The 21,159-nt window shown below is 42.6% G+C and carries 22 protein-coding genes, 1 pseudogene and 1 other annotated feature; of the genes and pseudogenes, 5 read left to right on the plus strand and 18 right to left on the minus strand.

The genetic code is table 11. The features are described 5' to 3' along the window. Positions 1 to 32: 32 nt before the first annotated feature. Positions 33 to 506, minus strand: coding sequence for a transcription elongation factor GreA (gene greA, locus MHI08_RS12135; RefSeq protein ID WP_008358505.1), 474 nt, complete (start codon positions 504 to 506; stop codon positions 33 to 35). A 524-nt stretch (positions 507 to 1,030) separates the two neighbouring features. On the opposite strand from greA, the pseudogene MHI08_RS12140 reads away from it, so the two are divergent. After that, positions 1,031 to 1,191: pseudogene (locus tag MHI08_RS12140) on the plus strand (Ig-like domain-containing protein); the annotation flags it as partial. Positions 1,192 to 1,243: 52 nt separating this feature from the next. Here the strand turns inward: MHI08_RS12140 and udk are convergent. The 13 genes from udk to MHI08_RS12205 form a co-directional block, all read right to left on the minus strand. Further along, complete coding sequence (gene udk / locus MHI08_RS12145; protein WP_024423106.1) at positions 1,244 to 1,876, minus strand: uridine kinase; 633 nt, start codon at positions 1,874 to 1,876, stop codon at positions 1,244 to 1,246. Positions 1,877 to 1,883: 7 nt separating this feature from the next. Then, entirely contained in the window at positions 1,884 to 3,152 is a 1,269-nt protein-coding gene (locus MHI08_RS12150; RefSeq protein WP_024423107.1) for a U32 family peptidase, read from the minus strand. A 20-nt stretch (positions 3,153 to 3,172) separates the two neighbouring features. Then, positions 3,173 to 4,102 carry a peptidase U32 family protein gene (locus MHI08_RS12155; RefSeq protein ID WP_034622436.1) on the minus strand — a complete coding sequence of 310 codons (930 nt, stop codon included), beginning with the start codon at positions 4,100 to 4,102 and terminating at the stop codon, positions 3,173 to 3,175. Beyond that, positions 4,099 to 4,764 carry an O-methyltransferase gene (locus MHI08_RS12160; RefSeq protein ID WP_133744244.1) on the minus strand — a complete coding sequence of 222 codons (666 nt, stop codon included), beginning with the start codon at positions 4,762 to 4,764 and terminating at the stop codon, positions 4,099 to 4,101. The genes MHI08_RS12155 and MHI08_RS12160 overlap by 4 nt, the downstream gene beginning before the upstream one ends. A gap of 211 nt (positions 4,765 to 4,975) precedes the next feature. Beyond that, positions 4,976 to 6,058, minus strand: coding sequence for an endolytic transglycosylase MltG (mltG, locus tag MHI08_RS12165; RefSeq protein ID WP_025092416.1), 1,083 nt, complete (start codon positions 6,056 to 6,058; stop codon positions 4,976 to 4,978). 73 nt (positions 6,059 to 6,131) lie between these two features. After that, entirely contained in the window at positions 6,132 to 7,220 is a 1,089-nt protein-coding gene (locus tag MHI08_RS12170) for an acetyl-CoA C-acyltransferase (protein ID WP_135032983.1), read from the minus strand. After that, positions 7,208 to 8,668 (minus strand): acyl-CoA synthetase, encoded by a 1,461-nt coding sequence (locus tag MHI08_RS12175; RefSeq protein ID WP_197203097.1) that lies wholly within the window; start codon positions 8,666 to 8,668, stop codon positions 7,208 to 7,210. The genes MHI08_RS12170 and MHI08_RS12175 overlap by 13 nt, the downstream gene beginning before the upstream one ends. After that, the gene (locus tag MHI08_RS12180; protein ID WP_151862641.1) at positions 8,668 to 9,234 is read right to left on the minus strand and encodes a biotin transporter BioY; all 567 of its coding nucleotides are present in this window, start codon (positions 9,232 to 9,234) and stop codon (positions 8,668 to 8,670) included. The genes MHI08_RS12175 and MHI08_RS12180 overlap by 1 nt, the downstream gene beginning before the upstream one ends. Before the next feature lie 154 nt (positions 9,235 to 9,388). Next, positions 9,389 to 9,670 carry a DUF1292 domain-containing protein gene (locus MHI08_RS12185; protein WP_024423112.1) on the minus strand — a complete coding sequence of 94 codons (282 nt, stop codon included), beginning with the start codon at positions 9,668 to 9,670 and terminating at the stop codon, positions 9,389 to 9,391. 15 nt (positions 9,671 to 9,685) lie between these two features. Further along, positions 9,686 to 10,102 (minus strand): Holliday junction resolvase RuvX, encoded by a 417-nt coding sequence (ruvX, locus tag MHI08_RS12190; RefSeq protein WP_024423113.1) that lies wholly within the window; start codon positions 10,100 to 10,102, stop codon positions 9,686 to 9,688. A gap of 3 nt (positions 10,103 to 10,105) precedes the next feature. Then, on the minus strand, positions 10,106 to 10,372 hold the full coding sequence (locus MHI08_RS12195; protein WP_008358522.1) for an IreB family regulatory phosphoprotein: 267 nt from the start codon (positions 10,370 to 10,372) through the stop codon (positions 10,106 to 10,108). A gap of 89 nt (positions 10,373 to 10,461) precedes the next feature. Continuing rightward, a complete protein-coding gene (alaS, locus tag MHI08_RS12200; protein WP_197202990.1) occupies positions 10,462 to 13,098 on the minus strand; it encodes an alanine--tRNA ligase in 2,637 nt (878 codons plus the stop codon). Positions 13,099 to 13,178: 80 nt separating this feature from the next. Then, positions 13,179 to 13,386, minus strand: a binding site (T-box leader). 44 nt (positions 13,387 to 13,430) lie between these two features. Continuing rightward, on the minus strand, positions 13,431 to 14,495 hold the full coding sequence (locus tag MHI08_RS12205) for an AI-2E family transporter (RefSeq protein WP_254806164.1): 1,065 nt from the start codon (positions 14,493 to 14,495) through the stop codon (positions 13,431 to 13,433). A gap of 230 nt (positions 14,496 to 14,725) precedes the next feature. Here MHI08_RS12205 and MHI08_RS12210 point away from each other — a divergent pair, with 230 nt between their 5' ends. The 4 genes from MHI08_RS12210 (at position 14,726) to MHI08_RS12225 (ending at position 17,674) form a co-directional block, all read left to right on the plus strand. Further along, positions 14,726 to 15,454 carry an amino acid ABC transporter ATP-binding protein gene (locus tag MHI08_RS12210; protein ID WP_024423116.1) on the plus strand — a complete coding sequence of 243 codons (729 nt, stop codon included), beginning with the start codon at positions 14,726 to 14,728 and terminating at the stop codon, positions 15,452 to 15,454. A gap of 13 nt (positions 15,455 to 15,467) precedes the next feature. Beyond that, positions 15,468 to 16,277, plus strand: a complete 810-nt coding sequence (locus tag MHI08_RS12215) for a transporter substrate-binding domain-containing protein (protein WP_025092422.1) — start codon at positions 15,468 to 15,470, stop codon at positions 16,275 to 16,277. Positions 16,278 to 16,354: 77 nt separating this feature from the next. Then, complete coding sequence (locus MHI08_RS12220) at positions 16,355 to 17,008, plus strand: amino acid ABC transporter permease (protein WP_024423118.1); 654 nt, start codon at positions 16,355 to 16,357, stop codon at positions 17,006 to 17,008. 15 nt (positions 17,009 to 17,023) lie between these two features. After that, positions 17,024 to 17,674: an amino acid ABC transporter permease gene (locus tag MHI08_RS12225; RefSeq protein ID WP_024427867.1), complete on the plus strand. Its 651-nt coding sequence runs from the start codon at positions 17,024 to 17,026 to the stop codon at positions 17,672 to 17,674. Between the two features lie 103 nt (positions 17,675 to 17,777). Here MHI08_RS12225 and MHI08_RS12230 read toward each other — a convergent pair whose 3' ends face one another. The 4 genes from MHI08_RS12230 to MHI08_RS12245 all read right to left on the minus strand — a co-directional run bounded on the left by MHI08_RS12230 (position 17,778) and on the right by MHI08_RS12245 (position 21,148). Further along, positions 17,778 to 17,909 (minus strand): YrzQ family protein, encoded by a 132-nt coding sequence (locus MHI08_RS12230; RefSeq protein ID WP_003216198.1) that lies wholly within the window; start codon positions 17,907 to 17,909, stop codon positions 17,778 to 17,780. A gap of 20 nt (positions 17,910 to 17,929) precedes the next feature. Beyond that, positions 17,930 to 18,121 carry a hypothetical protein gene (locus tag MHI08_RS12235; protein ID WP_003216308.1) on the minus strand — a complete coding sequence of 64 codons (192 nt, stop codon included), beginning with the start codon at positions 18,119 to 18,121 and terminating at the stop codon, positions 17,930 to 17,932. 13 nt (positions 18,122 to 18,134) lie between these two features. After that, a complete protein-coding gene (locus tag MHI08_RS12240; protein ID WP_056767970.1) occupies positions 18,135 to 18,653 on the minus strand; it encodes a hypothetical protein in 519 nt (172 codons plus the stop codon). A gap of 110 nt (positions 18,654 to 18,763) precedes the next feature. Then, a complete protein-coding gene (locus MHI08_RS12245; protein ID WP_024423121.1) occupies positions 18,764 to 21,148 on the minus strand; it encodes an ATP-dependent RecD-like DNA helicase in 2,385 nt (794 codons plus the stop codon). Positions 21,149 to 21,159 lie beyond the last annotated feature (11 nt).

Genomic DNA, 21,159 nt, shown 5'->3' on the forward strand with positions numbered 1-21,159 from the left:
TTGTGGACGAGGTGTTTACCTGATAAACGTGATTATGAAATTTTTACAATTTGGACGAACATTTCTCCGCCAGGTGTTTGAACGGTTACTTTGTCGTCTACTTGTTTACCTAAAAGGCTTTTTGCAATAGGTGAATCGTTTGAAATCTTGCCTTCGAACGGGTCAGCTTCTGCACTTCCAACAATTGTGTAAGACTCTTCTTCCCCGTCTGGTAATTCAACGAATGTCACCGTTTTACCAAGTGAAACCACATTTGAGTTTCCTTCATCTTCGATAATTTTAGCATTACGAATCATATTATCAAGCGTTGTAATACGGCCTTCTACAAACGCCTGCTCTTCTTTAGCAGAATCATACTCCGAGTTTTCAGAGAGGTCTCCAAAACTTCTAGCGATTTTAATACGCTCTACAACCTCTTTACGTTTAACCGTTTTCAAATATTCAAGCTCTTCTTCTAATTTACGTTTTCCTTCTTCTGTCATTGGAAATACTTTCTCTTGTGCCATGAATCATTCACTCCTTCTATTAATCCTCATCATACAAACTTTCTGCACGTGAGTGACGACTGAAATATACAAGAATGAGGACATGTTCAGGCCCTCATTCCTTCTGTACCATATTCGTAAAAGTCCATCTTACATGGCGTCCCTTTTAGATGCAACTATTATGCCTTTTATTAGACAGGACCACTCGCAGCGGTCTAAAATCGCACAAACTGTGGAAAGGCACAGGAAGCTCCTGTACCTCGTTCGGCCATTTCGATCATATGTAGAAGAATAGCTTATCCATTCTCCATCTTCCAATACATAATATGGTCAGTGTACGATATGTCTATGCTATATTATTACAAAATTGCATTTTGATCAAGAATTGTTTGAAAATTTGTGATGATTTGTTTGTCGTTTTTTTAATATACTTTTTCAACTTATTCTTTCGCTATGTGGTAGTGATTTCTCCATCTCTTCTTTTCTTCATTGTTTTCTTATCATATCAAACCCTTAAGATTTTTTCCGAGAATGCTGCTCTAATAACAGTCTATAATGCTGCAGCAACACGTTATTGGACAGATAACCAGAGTGTTGCTTCTGTTAGCTCTAATGGGCTAGTGACCGCTCATTCACGTGGCGATGCCACTATCACTCTTTATAAGGAACGTCTGTCTTAGGACAAGTTTTTGTGAGAGTTTGGTAAGATGATGTTGAAAAGACCTTTACTATGTAAAGGTCTTTTTCTTCTCCACCATTTACTCTGCTCGGTTTTGAAGAATCGTTTGAATTTTTGTCACCATTAAGTCGATCGCCACATGGTTTTGGCCGCCTTCTGGGATGATGATATCGGCGTATCGTTTCGTCGGTTCAATGAATTGATTATGCATCGGTCTGACAACAGATACATATTGTTCAATCACAGAATCGATCGACCGGCCTCTTTCCTTCGTATCGCGTAAAATGCGGCGGATGATGCGAAGGTCTGCATCTGTATCAACATACAGTTTAATATCCATTAAGTCTCTCAAACGTTCGTCTTCGAGCGCAAAGATACCTTCAACGATAATGACATCCTTCGGCTCAACATGAACCGTCTCTTCTGAACGTGTATTTAGTTTAAAATCGTATATTGGTTTTTCAATGGATTCGTATCTTAGGAGCTGTTCCAAATGCTCAAACATCAGGTCATTGTCGAATGCAAGCGGATGATCATAGTTCGTGAGCAGGCGCTCTTCAAATGGCATATGACTTTGATTTTTGTAATATAGATCTTGCTGAAGCATGAGGATGGAATGTCCTTTAAATTTTTCATAGATTGAATTGGTGACGCTCGTTTTACCTGAACCCGAGCCGCCAGCAATACCAATGACAACTGGTTTACTCCTCATGTGGTTGTTATTTCCCCTTTCTCATCATGTTGCTAGGGTATACTTTTTGATCAAGCTTGAATTTGACGATTTGCAGCGGATGACGAGCGGCATCTAGTTCATTTCCTTTTTCATCCCAAATCGTTTCAATTTTGCATGTGAAATTCTCAATCTCTGGACCGAAGAATTCGACTTCGTCGCCTTGCTTAAAGAAGTTACGCTGCTGCAATGTCACGATTTGTTCTTTTTCATCATAATGAAGAACAAGACCTGCGAAATCAAATGTCGTTTTCTTCCCATGGATGCCAAACATTTGTTCATCCGTTCCTGGTACGCCTTCGAAAAAGGCTGGTGCTGTGTCACGGTTTGCGCATTTATCTAATTCATCTAACCATTCCTGCTGAATGACAAAATTGTCTGGATCAGCACAATACGCATCAATAACTTTGCGATACACACTTACAACAGTGGCAACATAATGAATGGATTTCATCCGTCCTTCGATTTTTAAGCTGTCAATTCCCATTTCGATCATTTGAGGAATGGATTCAACAAGCTTCAAATCTTTTGGACTCATTGCAAATGGCGCATCTTCCTCACCAAATAAAGGCGCTTCCTCAGAACCTTCTAGTTTATAAAGATCATAATCCCAGCGGCAGGACTGACAGCAGCCTCCGCGGTTAGAATCTCTTGCCGTCATATGGTTACTGAGCACGCAGCGGCCAGAGTATGCGATACACATTGCACCGTGAATGAATGTTTCGATTTCAATATCGACCTTTTCTTTCATTTCTCTAATTTCTAGCGCACTAGTTTCACGTGCGAGCACCACACGCTCAAGCCCTTCTTCCTTCCAAAACTGAACAGCTTTCCAATTTGAAAGAGATTGCTGTGTGCTTAAATGGACTTCAAGCTTCGGTGCAACACGTTTACATGTTTCAATGATCAGTGGATCAGCTACGATAATGCCTGCTACTCCAGCGCCTTCGATCCCTTGAAGGTATTCCTCCAGCCCGTCCATGTTTTCATTGTGGGCGAAGATATTTGTTGTCACATAAATGCGTGCGCCATATTTGTTTGCAAATGCGACACCTTCTGCCATTTCTTCAATTGAAAAGTTATCTGCATTTGAGCGAAGTCCAAATTCTTTCCCGCCAATAAAAACAGCGTCAGCTCCGTAATGTACAGCAATTTTCAGCTTTTCCAAGTTACCTGCGGGTGCAAGCAGTTCTGGTTTTTTTGTAATGACACGTTTCCCATCAATCATTTCAGAAATACCATCTTTCAATAATGCCATTTCCTCTGCCTCCTCTTATCTTAATAAACCGTTTCTTTAAAGAAGAACCCTGTATCAATCGAACGATTCACTGGCTGAATCTCTTCAATCCGCTTCACCCAGTCCTCTTTCTGATCTTCATACGCGTCTTTGTCAGTCGTTAGTAAATCAATTGCTTTTCTATAAAGTGATGTCACCTCTGTCATATAAGAAAGTGACTTTAAAATTCCGTCAATTTTAAATGAGTCAATGCCTGCGTCAACAAACTCTTCTAATTCGTCAATCATACACACATCATTTGGACTCATAATATGTGTTCCGTTTGCATCCTCGAAAATAGGATATTTGTTTTGACGCTCTTGGTCATGCAGGAATAGCCCTTCCTCCATGTTTCTGCCTACGACATCCATTTGTTTGCCCTGGTATTCAAAGTAGTTGCCGATGAGCGTACGTTTCGATTGAAACATACATGTCATGCCATGGACTTGAATTTCAATCTCCACCTCAGCATTTTCTTTGATGTCGATCACACTGTCCATATTCAGCTCTTTTGCAAGAACAGCACGCGATGCGCCTTTTCTGCCCCAGTAGTTACAAGTGTAATAGTTTGTCCCAGTCGTTTCTGTACTCCAGTGAAGATTCAGGTTCACTCCTGTTTCCTTTGCTGCCATGATCACGGCTGGGTCTCCAAAGACGACGCCGTCCACGCTTAATGAATCGAGAAAGGTTAAATAATCTCCAAGCAGCTGCACGCGGTCATTATGAAAAATCGCATTCATCGCTACATACACTTTTTTGTGATGGGCATGTGCAAGCAGAGCCGTTTGTTTCACATCTTCTCTTGAAAACTCACCTGCAAGACGAATACCGTATGTTTGTTCGCCTATTAAGAATGCATCAGCTCCTGCCTCAATTAATGGCAGTACGTCTGACACGCTGCTTGGCGTCACAAGCAATTCTGGTTTCTTCATGATTGGTCACCTCTTTTTGTACTAATGGCGATCCCGTCTCCAACTGGAATAATGCACGTTTGGAAATCAGGGTTTGACATGAGCCATTGATTGTATCGATCAATTTTTCCAATTAATTGTTTTTTTCGTTTATCTTCAATTTCTTCTTCATAATTCGTTGCCACTAAACCTTTGAATAAGACATTGTCTGTGATAATCATTCCGTCGTGAGCGAGCATCGGTTCAAACAATTCAAAGAAACGCTTGTACTGCCCTTTTGCGGCATCAATAAAGATCACATCATAGGGCGCCATCGTTTGGACCGTTTTAGCCGATTCCATCGCATCACCAAAAAACACATGTATTCTTTCTTTTAACTTTAATTCCTCAATGTTCCGTGTTGCTTCTTCATAGCGCTTTGCATTTCGCTCAATCGTATAAATCTCAGCATCTGGAAGAGCTGTTGCCATTCGAATAGCGGAATAGCCAATCGCTGTCCCGACCTCCAGAATTTTCTTCGGCTGTTTCATCGAAAGCAGCTGCAATAAAAGCTCGATGCTCACCTTTTCCATAATTGGTACATGATGCTCTTTTGCATAGATCTCTAATTGAGCGATTGCATCAGAACTTGGGTGAATTAAATGTTCAATATAATCATTTATTCGATCATCTTCGATAGTCATTATCTGTCTAGCTCCTTCATGACCTGAAAAAGAAGAGTCCTGCCTATTGCAGCTCTCTTTCTCGTCAATCTTTCGTTCATCTAAGTAAAAACAACCCGATATATTTTACCACAAAGAAGTAGCAATTGCGAACCTATAAAATGGAGATTCCAACGAAAAAAACTGCAGGCAATCTCGTATTGTCTACAGTCTTTTTCGATTCACTTGTCCATTAATTGCTGCCTGTGATGTATTTCGCTTTTGCTTTATTATGCTCATTTAACGTTTTCGTAAATACGACTTCTCCATTTTTCTTCGCAAGGAAGTAAACGTAATCCGTTTTCTCTGGATGCAGTGCGGCTTTCCAAGAGGATTCACCCGCATTTGCAATAGGTCCAGGCGGCAGCCCTTTGTTGTTATACGTGTTATAAGGAGATTTCACTTTTAGGTCTTTGTAATACACGCGGGATTTATGCTCACCAAGTGCATAAAGAACGGTTGGATCAGTTTGAAGCGGCATGTCCTTTTTCAACCGGTTATAGAATACACTTGAGATTTTTGCCCGATCTGTCTTTTCTGTTGCTTCCATTTCAATCAGTGAAGCCATCGTTAACACATCATGTATGGACATGTTTCTCTTTTTCATGTCTTTTTCATACGTTTTCACGTATTGATCTGTTTGTTTAATCATCGTTTCAATGATCGTTTCGAGCGATTCATCCTCACGATAAAATGGATACGTAGCAGGGAATAAATAACCCTCCAACGGATGTTTCACCTGTTTTCCATTCACCTGTGATGTCACGGTTTTCGGATATTTTTTCATTAACGTTTGAATAAAAGCAGGATCATCCAGCTTCGCTTCAACTTCCTTCGCTGAAAAATTCGTCTGATTTGCAATAATGGCTGCAATATCAGACAGCTGTCTTCCCTCTGGAATCACAAGCTGAAAGGCGTAATCTGTCCCGCCAGATGTCAGCTTTTTGATCAGCGTGTCTGCGTCCATTGTTTGTTTTAAATGGAAATATCCCGCTTTAAAGCCGGACGCCTTTTTGTATTTTGCATAATAAGTGAAAATCGTGTCATTCGAAATGAGCCCATTTTCTTTTAAAATGCCTGCAATTTCGCGGACAGATGTCCCATTTGGAATATGAATATTAATGGTTTGTTTGCTTTTTTGATCGACCGGTCCGAGTGCTGATTTAACATATAAAAAACCTGATAATGCTGCAATGATGATGACAGCAAGGACAGATAACAGGACGATCCCCATTTTTCTCTTGAAGAATGGTCGTTTCTTTTGTTCTGAAAACATGCATGGCCCTCCTCACATCTAGCTTTTATAGTACATGATTCGACGGAGTTCGGCAATTCCTTGCTTATGCATGTCATGACAGAACTTGACATAACACGGCTAAACCAATGCCGCCACCACTTCCAATAGCAGCCATGACATAGCTTCCATTCGATAAGGCGCGCCCTTCATAAAATAATCTCACCATCATAGCAGCTCCTGACGCGCTGTAAGGATGCCCAAGGCAAAGTGCACCGCCTCTTCTATTGATTCGGTCATATGGTATCCCTAGCGTCCGGGCAATAAGTGCAGCTTTCAGCGCAAACGCTTCATTGATTTCAAATAGCGCCACTTCCTCTGCCTTGATGTTCTCTTGATGTAAAAGCTTCTTGATCGCATCAATTGGTGAAGCAGCTGGAAAATGAGGATGTATCGCTGTCACAGCACTTCCGGCATACCGTAGCATCACCTTATATCCACTTGCTTCCGCTAGCGATCTTTCCATCACAGCGACGGCGGCTGCTCCGTCTGCTTCCTTACAGCTATTGGCGGCGGTCACAGTTCCTTTTCCCGGTAAAAATACAGGCTTTGCCCGCTTGATCAGCTTTGCCATCGGTCTTATTTTAGCAGCCGCTTCATCTATGTTCATCCCGTCAATCGAAACGATTTCTTCTGAATATGTACCATGTGTGAATGCCGCTAAACTTCTTTCCCAGCTTAAAAGGGCATAGTCATCTTGTTCTTTTCTCGTGACAGAAAATGCCGACGCGGTCAGCTCTGCTGCTTCTCCCATATGCGGATCTCCTATCCGCTCCGGTGAAAAGCGTGCTCTCTCTTTCATTGGTGAGCTGGAAATGCTCTCAGTCCCGCCAGCGATATACATCGTGCCCTCCCCCGATTGAACCATGACGCAAGCTGTTCGGATCGCTTCAAGACCAGAGGCACACTGCCTGTCAATTGTCATACCAGGAACGTGTAAAGGAAGACCTGCTTCTAAAGAGGACAGACGGGCCATATTTCCACCGCCTCCGACGACATTGCCTAATATGACGTCATCCGGTGTCATGATCTGAGACAAATGCCGAATAAGGGGAGCGGCTAATTGCTCTGGGCGATAATTTTTCAGCATCCCATTTTTGTCACCGAAGGGTGTTCGTTTTGCTTCTACGATCACTGCTTGCATGACAATTGCTCCTCCGCCCACTTTTTCATGCTCGCGCGGGCTATTTTTCCGCCGGATGTTTCAATCATTTGATCAATCACAAGCCATTTTTTTGGTACCTTGTAGGCCGCCAGCTTTTCTTTAACAGCTTGTCGAACCGCCTTTATTTGCGGCACTTGCTCCAGTATGGCAACAGGGATTTCACCCCAATATGGGTCAGGAACGCCAACCACAATCGACCGTTTTACCTCTGGCTGATCATTTAGCACACGCTCAATTTCCTCTGGGAAAATATTCAGTCCTCCATAGACAATCATGCCATTCTCACGACCGCTCATATACAGATAACCGTCTTCATCCAACCATCCCATATCGTAAACTGTCAGCCACTCCTCCGGCGGTTTCTGCTCATGCAAGTAACCTGAAAAAGTCATTGGGCTCTTTACATAAATCCTCCCTGTTTCATTTGGCTGACAGACAGATTGATCAGGCCGCCTTACTTCTACTTGAATGGAGGAGAAAGGCCGTCCAACAGAAGAAGGTTTTTGCATAAAGTCATTTGAAGACAAATAAGAGACAAAACTTAACTCTGATGTGCCATAAAAATCAAAAAAAGTGACATGTGGATAATTGGTGACGAGCTGTTCTTTTGAAGAGATGCTCCAATCTGCTCCCGATGACATGACAAGAAGCGGATTGTCTTCTCTAAAAGCTTCGATTTGCAGTAACGTTTCTGTCATTGTTGGGACAGTATACATCACGGTGATATCACCTGTCTCTAAGGCTTTCTTCGCTTTTACTGGCACAAATTTTTCTAAAAGCGTCACTGTGCCGCCAAAGTATAATGTACTGATGGCACCATATAAAAAGTGAGAGGATAAAAGTGTACCTAATATAAGAGCATGATCTTGATGAGTGATTCCAAATGAAGCGGTGGTCATTCGAAAGCTCTCGATCCAAGACTGCTGACGCCTAATAAACGCTTTCGGTGAGCCTGTTGATCCTGACGTAAATCCCATATAAAAGACAGGATCCTTCTCGGTATCGCAGCTGTTATCTGGACTGTCTGTGAGAAGGCTCATTCTTTCCTTCCATTCAGATAAAGAAATAATCGGTATGTCTACGCTGCTTTGTTCAAATCTTTTCATCAATCGATCTTCTATAATGGCGAGATCCGCCTCACTTAACAAGAGCTTTTCAACACATTCTTCATGACTCCATCTCGGATCAAGCGGAACGGCTGTCCACCCTGCACAAGCAGCGCCCGCAAATATTTGCAAAAAAGAAGCACCATTTGATAATAAAAAAGCGATTCTTTTTTGCTGATGAGCCGTTCCTTGTAACCACTGTGCTGATCTCTGTACACGTTCGTACCAATCTTGATATGTAATGCTTTCTTGCTCATCTATGATGGCAATCTGATCTGGTTTCATTTCTGCATGTACTGCATAGCTTTCCGTTATTCTGATCAAACCGCACGCCTCCCTTTATGCAGATCCCTTTTTCGATATGACATGGCCTGTATGATTTTGACCGTAAAGACAGCACACATTCCCGCTTTGATGAGATCACCTGGAAGATAAATCAAACTAAGGAAAGCGGCCTGCGACACCTTAATATGCATCATCATGGCTTGAAAGGGGATGCCGCACATATACAAAATCACAATACTGCAAACCGCATAGATCACAAAAAGACGCAGTGTGGTTACTTTTTTCAGCCGGTTCACCCATAAGCTGATCATGAAGGCAGCAACAGGATAAGCAAGAAGAAAACCACCGCTTGGACCAAAAAAGACCCCTATCCCGCCTCTCCCGCCTGACAAAAGAGGTGCGCCTGCTGCCACAACCAAAAGAAAAAGACATAAACTGATCAGTGCTTGTTTTGGCTTTAACAGCCCCCCAGCAAGCAAAAGACCTGCGGTTTGCAATGTAATCGGTACAGGTGTAAATGTAAGTAAAATCGGCGGGATCAAGCCTAACATCCCGATGACCGCTGTCATTAACGCTATTTGCATCATATCTTGTATTTTCAATCTCCATGCCCCTCACTCAATTTATTGTTAAAAACAGAGTAAAAGGTACAATTCATTATGTCAACATAAAATAAAATCAAGTTAACATATTGATCGTAAAAAAAGACCTGTGAAGAAAGATCAAGAAGATCTGTTCACAGGCCTTTTATTTGTTCTATTCTTCGTCTTCTTGATCTAAGAACGTATTTAACGTTTCTTCAATCATGTCCCATTCTTCATCCGTTTCAATCGGCTCTAGCTCGCCATCTTCACCGTCTTCATTCGGTGTGAAGCTTGATGCATGAATTTCAATTTCCTCATTGTCTTGTTCAGAAATTGGGTAGTAAAGGACATAAGATTTGTTAAAATGGTCGCTTTCAAAAGTAAATAGTACTTCGCAAAGCTGTTCATTTCCATTATCATCAACGATTGTAATTTGCTTTTCTCCGTGTTCCATTTGATTCACCTCATTTTAATTTAAGCTGTCTAAATATCCTTGCAGAATCATGACAGCCGCCATTTTATCAATGACTTTTTTACGCTTTTGTCTGCTCACATCTGCAGAGATGAGCATTTTTTCCGCTGCCATTGTTGACAGACGCTCGTCCCAAAGCACAACAGGAACATTGTACGTGTTTTCTAGCACTTTCGCAAATGATTGGCTGGCTTCGCCTCTAGGACCGACCGTACCGTTCATATTTTTTGGAAAGCCAAGTACAATTTTATCCGCTCCGTATTCCGCTATGATCTCAGACAGGCGGCTGAGACCAAAGTCTCCGCCTGCTTCATCAATTTTAATTGTTTCAATCCCTTGCGCTGTCCATCCCATTTCATCACTGATCGCAACACCAAGGGTTTTCGTGCCTAAATCTAAGCCCAAAATTCTCATGTTTTACGCCTCTTTATGTGTCTCTAAGTACGATTTAACCAATTCCTCAATTAATTCGTCTCGTTCTAGTTTACGAATTAGGTTGCGTGCATCCTGATGTCTTGGAATATAAGCAGGGTCGCCTGACAGCAAGTATCCGACAATTTGATTGATCGGGTTGTATCCTTTTTCTTGGAGTGCGTCATGAACTGTAATGAGCACTTCATTCACATTGGTTTCAGCTGAATCATCAGAGAAGTTAAACTTCATTGTCTTATCAAATGAACTCACTGCTTCTTGCACCTCTCTTCCAACATTCTACTAGCAAGCTTTTTTCTAACCGCTCATCTAATACCATTATTCTACACTACATTGCCTGATTATAAAACGGATTTGACAGATTCTTCGACAGTTGCCAGTGCTTCTTCAAGCTTCTCTGGTTGTTTTCCGCCTGCTTGTGCCATGTCTGGACGTCCGCCTCCGCCTCCGCCGCAGATTTCAGCTGCTTGCTTCACAAGCTTCCCTGCATGCAGACCTTTTTCGATCACGTCTTTTGTTACTCCTGCTGAAATGTTTACTTTTCCGTTTTGAACGGCTCCCAGGACGATGACAGCTGATCCTAATTTAGCTTTTAAGTCATCAACCATTGTTCTTAAATGGTTCATGTCTTTAGCATTTACTTTTTCAGTTAATACTTTCACTCCGCCAACTTCTGTCACTTTCTCTAAAATAGAGCCAGCTTCTGCTTGGCTTAATTTCGCAAGGAGAGATTCGTTTTCTCTTTGAGCCTCTTTTAAATCTGCCTGTAATGAAGCAATCCGTTTTGGTACATCCTTCGTATTTGACTTCAGCTCACTTGCTGCCTGTTCTAAAATCGCCAGCTGGTCATTTAATTCTTCATAAGCGCCTTTACCAGTCACAGCTTCAATACGGCGTGTTCCAGCACCAATACCCGACTCAGATGCAATTTTAAACAAACCGATTTCCGCAGTGTTTTGCACGTGACAGCCGCCGCATAGCTCGATGCTGTAATCGCCCACTTGGACAACACGGACAATATCGCCATACTTCTCGCCAAAGAGCGCCATTGCACCCATTTCTTTTGCTTCAGCAATTGGTTTCAGGTCAATGGCAACAGAGATGCCTTCCCAAATTTTTTCGTTGACGATTTTTTCAATTTGAGACAATTCTTCTTTCGTCACTTGTCCAAAGTGAGAGAAATCAAAGCGAAGTCTGTTTTCATTTACCAATGAACCTGCTTGGTTTACGTGGCTTCCTAATACATCTTTGAGCGCCTGATGCAGAAGGTGTGTCGCTGTATGGTTTTTGACAATCCCTTTTCGAAGAGCTGATTCCACTTCTGCAGTAACCTCGAGACCTTTTTGAGCCGTACCGCTTACGACGACTCCTTCATGGACATGCTGACCGTTTGGCGCTTTTTTCACATCTTTGATCTCAATGATGGCTTCTGCACTTTTTAGTGTTCCTTTATCCGCTACTTGTCCGCCGCTTTCCGCATAGAAAGGCGTTTCATCTAACAAGATTTGCACCGTGTCTCCTTCATGTGCTTCAGAGACAAGTTCACCATTTTGAAGCAATTCGATAATGCGAGTTTCCGCAGTTAAATTTTCGTAGCCAACAAAGGTACTTTCCACTTTAATATCGCCTAAAGCGCCGCCTTGAACCTGCATACTGCCGACATCTTGTCTCGCATTTCTTGCCCGTTCACGCTGCTTCTCCATTTCCGCTTGGAAGCCTTCTCGATCAACTGTCATGTTTTCATCTTCTGCGTATTCTTCTGTCAGCTCGACAGGGAATCCATACGTGTCATACAGCTTAAATACATCTTCACCTGAAATCTGTGAGCTGCCTTTGTCTCTTTCTTTTTTGATCACTTCTGACAAAATAGCTAACCCTTCGTTCAGTGTTTCGTGGAAACGTTCTTCTTCGTTTTTGATGACTTTCGCAATAAATTCTTCTTTTGCTTGTACATCTGGGTAGAAATCCTTCATGATCTCAGCAACAACTGGCACTAGATCATACATAAACGGACGGTGGATATGGATCGTTTTTGCATAACGCACAGCGCGGCGCAGCAAACGTCTTAATACATATCCGCGGCCTTCATTGGAAGGAAGCGCACCGTCGCTTACAGCAAAGGCAACTGTCCGGATGTGGTCAGCAATGACTTTGAATGCTGTATCCTTTTCCTTTGTTTCGCCATAGCTTTCTCCAGAAATGGTCTCAACTGCACGAATAATTGGCATAAATAGGTCTGTATCGAAGTTCGTCGGCACGTTTTGAATGACAGATACCATTCGTTCAAGGCCCATCCCTGTATCAATGTTTTTCTTCGGAAGTGGTGTGTATGACCCATCTGGATTATGGTTGAATTCAGAGAACACAAGATTCCATACTTCTAGATAACGCTCGTTTTCCCCGCCTGGATATAATTCTGGATCATTCATGTCGTCACCGTATGATTCACCGCGGTCATAGAAAATTTCTGTATTCGGTCCGCTTGGGCCCTCACCAATATCCCAGAAGTTTCCTTCAAGACGAATAATACGTTCTTCAGGTACACCAATTTTATCTCTCCAAAGGATATATGCTTCTTCGTCCTCTGGGTGGACTGTCACAGATAACAAATTCGGATCAAAGCCGATCCACTCGTCACTTGTGAGGAATTCCCACGCCCATTCAATGGCCTCTTCTTTAAAATAGTCACCAATAGAGAAGTTGCCAAGCATTTCAAAGAACGTGTGATGACGTGCTGTCTTCCCTACATTTTCAATATCATTTGTACGAATCGATTTTTGCGCGTTGCAAATACGCGGATTGTCAGGTACGACGCGGCCATCAAAGTATTTTTTTAATGTTGCCACCCCACTGTTGATCCATAAAAGTGTCGGATCGTCATGCGGTACAAGTGACGCACTCGGTTCTACAGCATGTCCTTTTTCTTTAAAAAAGTCTAAAAACATTTGACGTACTTGAGCTGAAGTTAAAGTTTTCATTCAAAAATCCTCCCTTATCATTCATCAATCTCCACACAAACGAAAAAACATCCCGCCCTATGCAAGCACAAAACGACTTACACAGGGACGAGATGTTCTCGCGGTACCACCCTGATTATAGACAAATTCGTCTATCACCTTCACATCCGATAACGCCGGAAGAGAGCGGCAGTGTTTATCTGCACTCGGGACTAGCTTCCGTTAAAGGTCTGATAAGGCTTTTCTCAGCAAATAAAGCCTCTCTCTGCAACAGCTTTTTAACGTACTCGGGTCCGTCATTGAATTTCAATATGTATGAATCGAAATTATTATAGACAACTCGGCTCGTCTTGTCAATGAACGCTTCGTCTCATCAGGATATATTGCACAATGATCACCCTGATAATCGCAGCTGCTGGTACGGCTAAAATCATCCCAATTAAGCCAAACAGCTCCCCTCCTGCAAGCAAGACAAGCATAATAACGACAGGATGCATATGAAGACTTCGTCCTACAATGATCGGGCTGAGGACATTGCTCTCTAAAAATTGCAGCACCGCTACTGTGATCAATACGATGATGACCGATTTCACTGAAATGGTAAACGCAATAAAGATGGCAGGCACTGCGCCAATTATCGGTCCAAAATACGGAATCACGTTCGTTGCTCCTATCAGCATGCCAAGAACGAGCGGATACGGGATATGAAAAAGCCAAAGCACAATGGCTGCTGCACCCCCGATTAAAGAACAGACAAGCAGCTGCCCTCGAATATAATCACCAAGCGATTCATCCACTGCTTTCACAAAGGCATGCCCCCTCTTCCTAAATGACGGTGGCGTTAAATACCATGCCGCCCGTTTCATCGTACTCATGTCTTTTACCATATAAAAAACAAGAAAAGGGATGAGTGCTGCAACTAAAGCGTAATCAAATAAAACTTTACAGCTAAGAATCATCCGCTCAGCGCTATTGGCTGCATATGTCTCCGATTGAACAATGAAGCGGTCCAAGCGGTCATGAAGTCCGTCAGGCCAGTGGCTCGTATGATGATGAATATGTGATAAAGCCCCATTATACGCTTCAGCGATGACAGGAATTTGTTCTGACAGCTCATTTAACTGTGCGATCATAACAGGCGCTCCTTTATATACCGCAAAACCAATCCCGCCAAAAAACAGGACATAGATGAGTAAGAGACTGACTGTTCTCGGCAGCCCTCGTGCATGCAGTCTTTCCACAATCGGATAAAGCAGATAAGAAATAAAAATAGCGATGAGAAGCGGAATGAGAACCGCCTTCAGCAATAAAAAAACAGGCATCCATAACTCGTCGAGCTGCAGTAAAATGAGCAAGGATGCAAGGACAAGCAGGACCCCTGCAGCATATATTAGAAATTGGATCGGACGTTTCTTCACCTTTTTCACCTCTTTTCTTATTGTTTAACCATCTTCTGCAATTATCCACGTAAATAAAATTTGTCCTAACTTTGTTAAAAATGAATACACATGAAACATACAGCTCCATCCAAAGTCACTGTTTGCTGTAAAATCTCGTCAGAAAATATTCCATCATTTACTTCTTTTTACACAAGTTGTGCTAGAATCCACTTTAGCTTTAGCCAATGAAACACAAGAGGAGGTTCTTCATGATCACATTCGAAGAAGTCAACAAGCATTATGGCCAGTTCCATGTACTTAAGGACATTAACCTACATATTCAAAAAGGGGAGGTTGTTGTGATCATCGGTCCTTCAGGGTCTGGTAAAAGCACGATGCTCAGGTGTATCAATCGTCTTGAAAGCATTGATGCGGGAAAAGTTCTCGTCAACCAAGTCTCTGTTCAGCATCCGAAGACCAACATCAATCTTGTCAGGCAAAATATCGGAATGGTCTTTCAGCATTTTCACCTCTATCCGCATAAGACGGTGCTTGAAAACATTATGCTTGCGCCGATGAAGGTCAAAAAAGTGAGCAAGGAAGAAGCAAAGGAAACAGCTGAATTTTATTTAAATAAAGTCGGCATTCCTGAAAAGGCAGACACCTACCCTTCACGACTCTCGGGCGGACAGCAGCAGCGCGTTGCCATTGCAAGAGGGCTTGCGATGAAGCCGGAGGTGATGCTTTTCGACGAACCGACATCTGCACTTGATCCAGAGATGATCGGCGAGGTATTAGATGTGATGAAGCAGCTGGCTCGTGAAGGCATGACCATGGTTGTCGTCACACATGAGATGGGCTTTGCCCGCGAAGTGGCTGACCGTATTGTCTTTATTGATGAAGGCAGAATTCTTGAAGAATCAACACCGGCTGCATTTTATGAAAAACCGCAAGAGAAACGTGCTCAATTATTTTTAAGCCGTATATTAAATCACTAGGGGGAATGGTTTGATGAAAAAAATGAAACGCTTTGGCCTGCTGCTCTTTATGACTTGCTGCATCGCCGCTTTGGCTGCTTGTGGATCTACTGAAAAAGGGTCAACTGATGCAAAACAAGGAAGTTCTTTAGAAGCCATTAAGAAAGACAAAAAAATCATTTTCGGTGTAAAAAATGACACACGTTTATTCGGTTTAAAAAATCCGAGCAGCGGTGATATTGAAGGATTTGATATTGACATTGCAAAAGCCATCACAAAGGAAATACTCGGCGATGAAGGAAAAGCAGAATTTAAGGAAGTGACATCTAAAACAAGAATTCCTTTGCTTCAAAAAGGGGATATCCATGCAATTGTTGCGACTATGACAATTACAGAAGAGCGTAAAAAAGAAGTCAATTTCTCAGATGTTTACTTTGAAGCAGGACAATCACTGCTTGTGAAAAAAGGAAGCGACATTCAATCCATTGATGATCTTAAAAAAGGAACGAAGGTGCTGGCCGTGAAAGGATCTACTTCTTCTCAAAATATCCGCGAGAAAGCACCTGAAGCATCCGTATTAGAATTTGAGAACTATCAGGAGGCTTTTACAGCATTAAAATCAAACCAAGGGCAAGTGCTGACAACTGATAATGCGATCTTATTTGGTATGGCAGATGAAGATTCAAATTATGAAGTGGTCGGCGGCACCTTTACAGATGAGCCTTATGGCATTGCTGTGAAAAAAGGAGATCAAGAATTAACAGATGCGATCAATAAAGCCTTAAAAACGTTAAAAGACAATGGAGAGTATGACAAGATTCTTAAAAAATGGATCAAAGAATAGCATTTGATTCGTCAAGATCAATGCCTCAGGTGAGCCTCTCAAAGGCTCCCCTGTTGATCAGGAAGGAAGTGAACTGATTGCTGCGGTTTTCCATTCTCACTGAAAATGTTCATCTTTATTTAGAAGGCTTTAAATATACCATTGGTGCAAGTGTCATCGCTCTGATTGGAAGCTTTTTGATCGGTACACTCATTGCCATTATGAGAATTGCGCCATTTAGGCCGCTCAACTGGTTCGGAACGGCTTATGTTGAATTCATTCGGAATATTCCGTTATTATTGATCACCTTTGTTTTCTTCTTTGGTTTACCGGTGCTGGGTATTGTAGCAGATGGCTTTACTGCTGGTACGATTGCTCTTGCCATTTATACGTCTGCCTTTATTGCTGAAGCCATTCGTGCAGGGATACAAGCTGTACCGCTTGGACAAATGGAAGCAGCCCGCGCCTCAGGTCTGTCATATGGCGGGACGATGCGGTATATCATTTTGCCGCAGGCGATTAAAATCGTCATTCCCCCTCTTGGAAATCAATTTATTAACCTTGTCAAAAACTCCTCGATTTTAGGTGTCATTGCAGGGTTTGATCTCATGTATCAAGGAGACCTTATTGCGTCTAGAACATTTGTGACGTTTGATGTCTACATCTTTGTTGCGATGTTCTATCTGCTATTAACCATTCCGCTCAGTCTAGGCGTCGGTTATTTAGAAAGAAGATTAGCAAGAAGCCACTAGAAAGGAGGAAACATCATGGATTTTATAGGTGCCTACCAGCCTGATCATCTCGCCTTTTTACTTGAAGGATTTGCTGTCACCTTAAAAGTGGCTTTTATCTCCATCATTTTGAGCTTTATCATTGGATTAGTCGTTGGCACATTACGGTTCGCTCAAATACCGGTTTTATCGAAGGTGCTTGCGGTAGTTGTAGAGACCATTCGAAACCTGCCGCTTTTGCTGATCATCTTTTTCACGTATTTTGCATTGCCTGAAATCGGCATCAAGCTAAGCATCACAGCCTCTGCCATTGCAGCTTTAACCGTGTTTGAATCCGCGATGCTGTCAGAAATTATTCGGAGCGGCCTTAAATCAATTGATAAGGGTCAGATTGAAGCAGCCAGATCTTCTGGCTTAACCTATATTCAAACACTGAAAATGATTATTATGCCGCAGGCTCTGCGCCGAATGGTGCCGCCAATTGTCAGTCAGTTCATATCTCTTTTGAAAGATACGTCGCTTGCCGTTGTCATTGCGCTTCCAGAATTATTACATCACGCTCAAATATTAAACGGTCAAAGCCAATCCTATTTACTGCCGATTTTCTTATTGGCAGCTATGATGTATTTTGTCGTCAATTTCAGCTTATCCATTCTTGCAAGACGATTAGAATACAGGCAGGCATAAAAAGAACATCCGCTTTTGGCGGATGCCTCAGCGTATAGACCGGCTGGCTATCACGCTGAAAAAAACAAAGGGCTAAAATGAAGATCATTTTAGCCCTTTTTGTTTACATCATTCTCATAACACGTTTTCTTAGCTTTTTCATATCCCGCTTTGATGGCATATCATATCGGCTTGCAAAGTGATATGCGAGTGCACCTGCACCAAGCGTTAATAGTGAAGAAGTCATTTTGCCCATTCGAAATTCCCCCTTAACACTTATAGTTGAATTGAACGTTCATCGTCACTAAACAGATCATCTAAGCTGCTTAGTGTCCCGTCTTCCTCCACTTGGTGTGTAGATATTTTGCCTTTTGACAGCGTCAATTCAATAAAACAGCCCCAGCAATAATATTGATTGACCCCAATTTTTCCGATGTCTTTACATTTGCAATTTGGGCAAATGAGCATAATCAGCACCTCTTTACGTTCGGTTTAGAACCAGTGCTTCCTTTTGAACGTTCATCAAGGTTCCGGCAGCCTGCAGCTGTTTCCGAATCCCTGATAGCTCTGTAAAGAAGCCGTCCGAGAGTTCATATGCTACGATTGTGCCCGAATTTGAGCAAAAGTATACATCTTCCAAAATGCCTAAATTTTCACCATCAGGCGACTGCATCATTTTCTTCTTTAATTTCGAAAATAACAAGAATGGAGCAGAGGAATCCATGCCCACTCCCTCCTGGCAGCTCACATACAAACCTTTGTCTGTCAGCTGATCAAAAGCAGAAAATGGAACGAGTGCACAGTCTTTCTTTTTCCCCTCTAACACATATCCTCCGCAGCTGCCTCCGGCTAAAAAGCAAATATCTTTTATAGAACCAAGCGATTGGGACAGCTCATCTGTATAGATCGTCATTCCTTCAAGTTCTTGGCATGTTCTCAAAATGTGCTCAACCACCTTTTGCGGAACAGTCTTATCGTGTGCGTTTGCTTCATGACTCATACGAAGAAATGGCTTCCATGAACGGAATGGGTGAAGTTCTTTTCACGCTAAAAGAAGACAAAGGGCTAAAATAAAAATCATTTTAGCCCTTTGTCAACAATCTGAACCTTCTACTCATGCATAAAATCAAATGGAGTGATTCCCTCCATGCCAATATTTGCGTCATGTACGCTAAACGGAAGCTCTTTTTGGAGCGCTTCAAGTTCTGCATCCATGATTTGTTCGGTTTGTACTAGCCGCATCGTTAAGGACGTTTGTCTGAGGGAATCCTCATTGTTTTTCACGCCCCACTCCAGCGCTGATTCCTCGCCGCACAGTATTAAAAACTTTTTACTGCGTGTAATGGCTGTGTACAGCAGATTCCGCCGAAGCATTCGGTAGTAGCTCCTGACGACTGGCAGCACAACAATCGGGAATTCACTTCCTTGTGATTTGTGAATAGAGCAGCAATAAGCATGTGTAAATTGATGAAAATCTTTTTTTGTAAAGGTGATTTCATTTCCATCAAAGGAGATCACAGCCATGTCTTCTTTTTCTGTATTTTCTTTTGCATAAAAAATCGAGACAATTTCACCGATATCGCCGTTAAAAATGTTGTTCTCCGGCTGATTCACAAGCTGAAGCACCTTATCACCTGTCCGGTACACCACATCACCAAACGGGATTTCTCTGCCCTTTGGTTTTTTAGGATTCAAAATGTGCTGCAGCATTTTGTTGAGCTCATTGATGCCTGCTTTTCCTTTATACATCGGTGCCAGCACTTGAATATCCTTTGCTGAAAACCCTTTTTGAGCAGCATTGCTGACAACTTTCTCAATAACTTCTTTCATTTGATCAGCTGAACACTGAATGAAGGACCGATCCTTTGAGCGTGCAGTGATATCCTTTGGCAGCACACCATTTTTCATATCATGTGCAAGTTCAACAATGGTTGAGCCGTCTGCCTGCCGGTAAATATCTGTCAGGGTAACAGCCGGCACGGCTTTTGAGGCAAGCAAATCCCGTAAAACTTGGCCTGGTCCGACAGATGGCAGCTGATGTTCATCCCCTACCATAATCACTTGGATATGATCAGGAATGGCTTTAAACAAATGATTCGCAAGCCAAATATCCAGCATACTTGATTCATCAATGATGACAAGCTTTCCTTCAATCGGCTGTTCCTCATCATGAGAGAAGCCCTCCGAACCGTTCCAGCCTAGCAGCCGGTGAATGGTGACAGCTGGAAGCCCTGTTGATTCTGTCATCCGTTTAGCCGCCCGTCCAGTTGGTGCCGCAAGCACAAATGGGAAGGATTCATCTTTTTTATAATCACTCGGATCAAGAGAAACACCGTGAAGATCACTGTAAAGCTCGACAATTCCTTTAATGACCGTCGTCTTCCCTGTTCCAGGCCCGCCTGTTAAAAGCAGCATCGGGGACATGAGTGCCTTTTGAATCGCTTCCTTTTGTGTCGGTGCATATTGGACGCCTAACCGCTCCTCCAGCTCGCCAAGTGCTAGCAGGAATTCTGATTCAGGAAATTGATCTGCATATTCTGTTTGGGAGACGATTTTTTGAATGCGTTTGGCGACACTTTGCTCCGCATAAAATAAGGATGGATGATAGCAGCGGTCATCTTCAATGATCATTTCTTTTCCTTCGCCAAGTGCAATGATCTGATTGGCAACATCCATTTCAGTCACTTTGTAATCATTGCCGGTTTGGTTGAGCAGCTTGCGGGTTTCGACGATCAAATCTTTCGTTTGTATGTACGTATGACCGTCTTGTAGACTGGCTGTCTCCACTGTATATAGCAAGGCGGCGCGAATCCGTTCTGGGTCATTTCCTGAGATGCCTGTTCTAGCGCCAAGCTCATCCGCCTTAATAAACCCGATTCCCTCAACATCCTTAACGAGCTGATAGGGATTTTCCTCGATTTTCTGCAGTGTTTCACTCTCGTATACTTGGTAAATCTTCATGCTGAGCTGCGGACCAAAGCCATACTGATTCAGGCTGATCATGATTTGTTCCAGCCCTTGATGCTCCTGAAGCGCTGCGGCAAGCTTATCCGCCTTCTTTTTTGATAAGCGCGGTACATCATACAAAACAGCTGGGTCACGCATAATCTTATGAAGCGTCTGATTGCCAAGCTGTCCCACAATTTCTTCCGCCGTCTTTTTTCCTATCCCCTCAAATAAATCACTTGAGAGATAATGTATGATGCCTTGCTTCGTTGTCGGCACTTCCTTTTGAAAATGAGTGGCCTGAAACTGTTCACCAAATTTCGGATGGCTTGTCACTTTGCCATAAAAGGTGTAGGTTTCCTCCTCATGAAGTGCGGGGAAGTAGCCTGTGACAGATGCAGTTTTTTCCTCTAAGTTTTCCGATGTTTCAATGACTTTTACCTTTAACACCGAGTATAAATTACTTTCATTATGGAAAATAACGGCTTGAATGGTCCCCTTTAAAAACGGTTCGTCCTCAAGCTTCATTTGATCTGGATGTTCCTGCACAGGTCTTCCCT

It is taken from the genome of Bacillus sp. FSL M7-0791 (assembly GCF_038627085.1).
GTDB lineage: Bacteria > Bacillota > Bacilli > Bacillales > Bacillaceae > Bacillus > Bacillus safensis.

Excerpts from the sequence above, each read along its gene's own strand:
- greA (WP_008358505.1), bottom strand. The coding sequence starts at position 506 with ATGGCACAAGAGAAAGTATTTCCAATGACAGAAGAAGGAAAACGTAAA.
- udk (WP_024423106.1), bottom strand. The coding sequence starts at position 1,876 with ATGAGGAGTAAACCAGTTGTCATTGGTATTGCTGGCGGCTCGGGTTCA.
- MHI08_RS12150 (WP_024423107.1), bottom strand. The coding sequence starts at position 3,152 with ATGGCATTATTGAAAGATGGTATTTCTGAAATGATTGATGGGAAACGT.
- MHI08_RS12155 (WP_034622436.1), bottom strand. The coding sequence starts at position 4,102 with ATGAAGAAACCAGAATTGCTTGTGACGCCAAGCAGCGTGTCAGACGTA.
- MHI08_RS12160 (WP_133744244.1), bottom strand. The coding sequence starts at position 4,764 with ATGACTATCGAAGATGATCGAATAAATGATTATATTGAACATTTAATT.
- mltG (WP_025092416.1), bottom strand. The coding sequence starts at position 6,058 with ATGTTTTCAGAACAAAAGAAACGACCATTCTTCAAGAGAAAAATGGGG.
- MHI08_RS12170 (WP_135032983.1), bottom strand. The coding sequence starts at position 7,220 with ATGCAAGCAGTGATCGTAGAAGCAAAACGAACACCCTTCGGTGACAAA.
- MHI08_RS12185 (WP_024423112.1), bottom strand. The coding sequence starts at position 9,670 with ATGGAACACGGAGAAAAGCAAATTACAATCGTTGATGATAATGGAAAT.
- ruvX (WP_024423113.1), bottom strand. The coding sequence starts at position 10,102 with ATGAGAATTTTGGGCTTAGATTTAGGCACGAAAACCCTTGGTGTTGCG.
- alaS (WP_197202990.1), bottom strand. The coding sequence starts at position 13,098 with ATGAAAACTTTAACTTCAGCTCAAGTACGTCAAATGTTTTTAGACTTT.
- MHI08_RS12210 (WP_024423116.1), top strand. The coding sequence starts at position 14,726 with ATGATCACATTCGAAGAAGTCAACAAGCATTATGGCCAGTTCCATGTA.
- MHI08_RS12215 (WP_025092422.1), top strand. The coding sequence starts at position 15,468 with ATGAAAAAAATGAAACGCTTTGGCCTGCTGCTCTTTATGACTTGCTGC.
- MHI08_RS12225 (WP_024427867.1), top strand. The coding sequence starts at position 17,024 with ATGGATTTTATAGGTGCCTACCAGCCTGATCATCTCGCCTTTTTACTT.
- MHI08_RS12230 (WP_003216198.1), bottom strand. The coding sequence starts at position 17,909 with ATGGGCAAAATGACTTCTTCACTATTAACGCTTGGTGCAGGTGCACTC.
- MHI08_RS12235 (WP_003216308.1), bottom strand. The coding sequence starts at position 18,121 with ATGCTCATTTGCCCAAATTGCAAATGTAAAGACATCGGAAAAATTGGG.
- MHI08_RS12240 (WP_056767970.1), bottom strand. The coding sequence starts at position 18,653 with ATGAGTCATGAAGCAAACGCACACGATAAGACTGTTCCGCAAAAGGTG.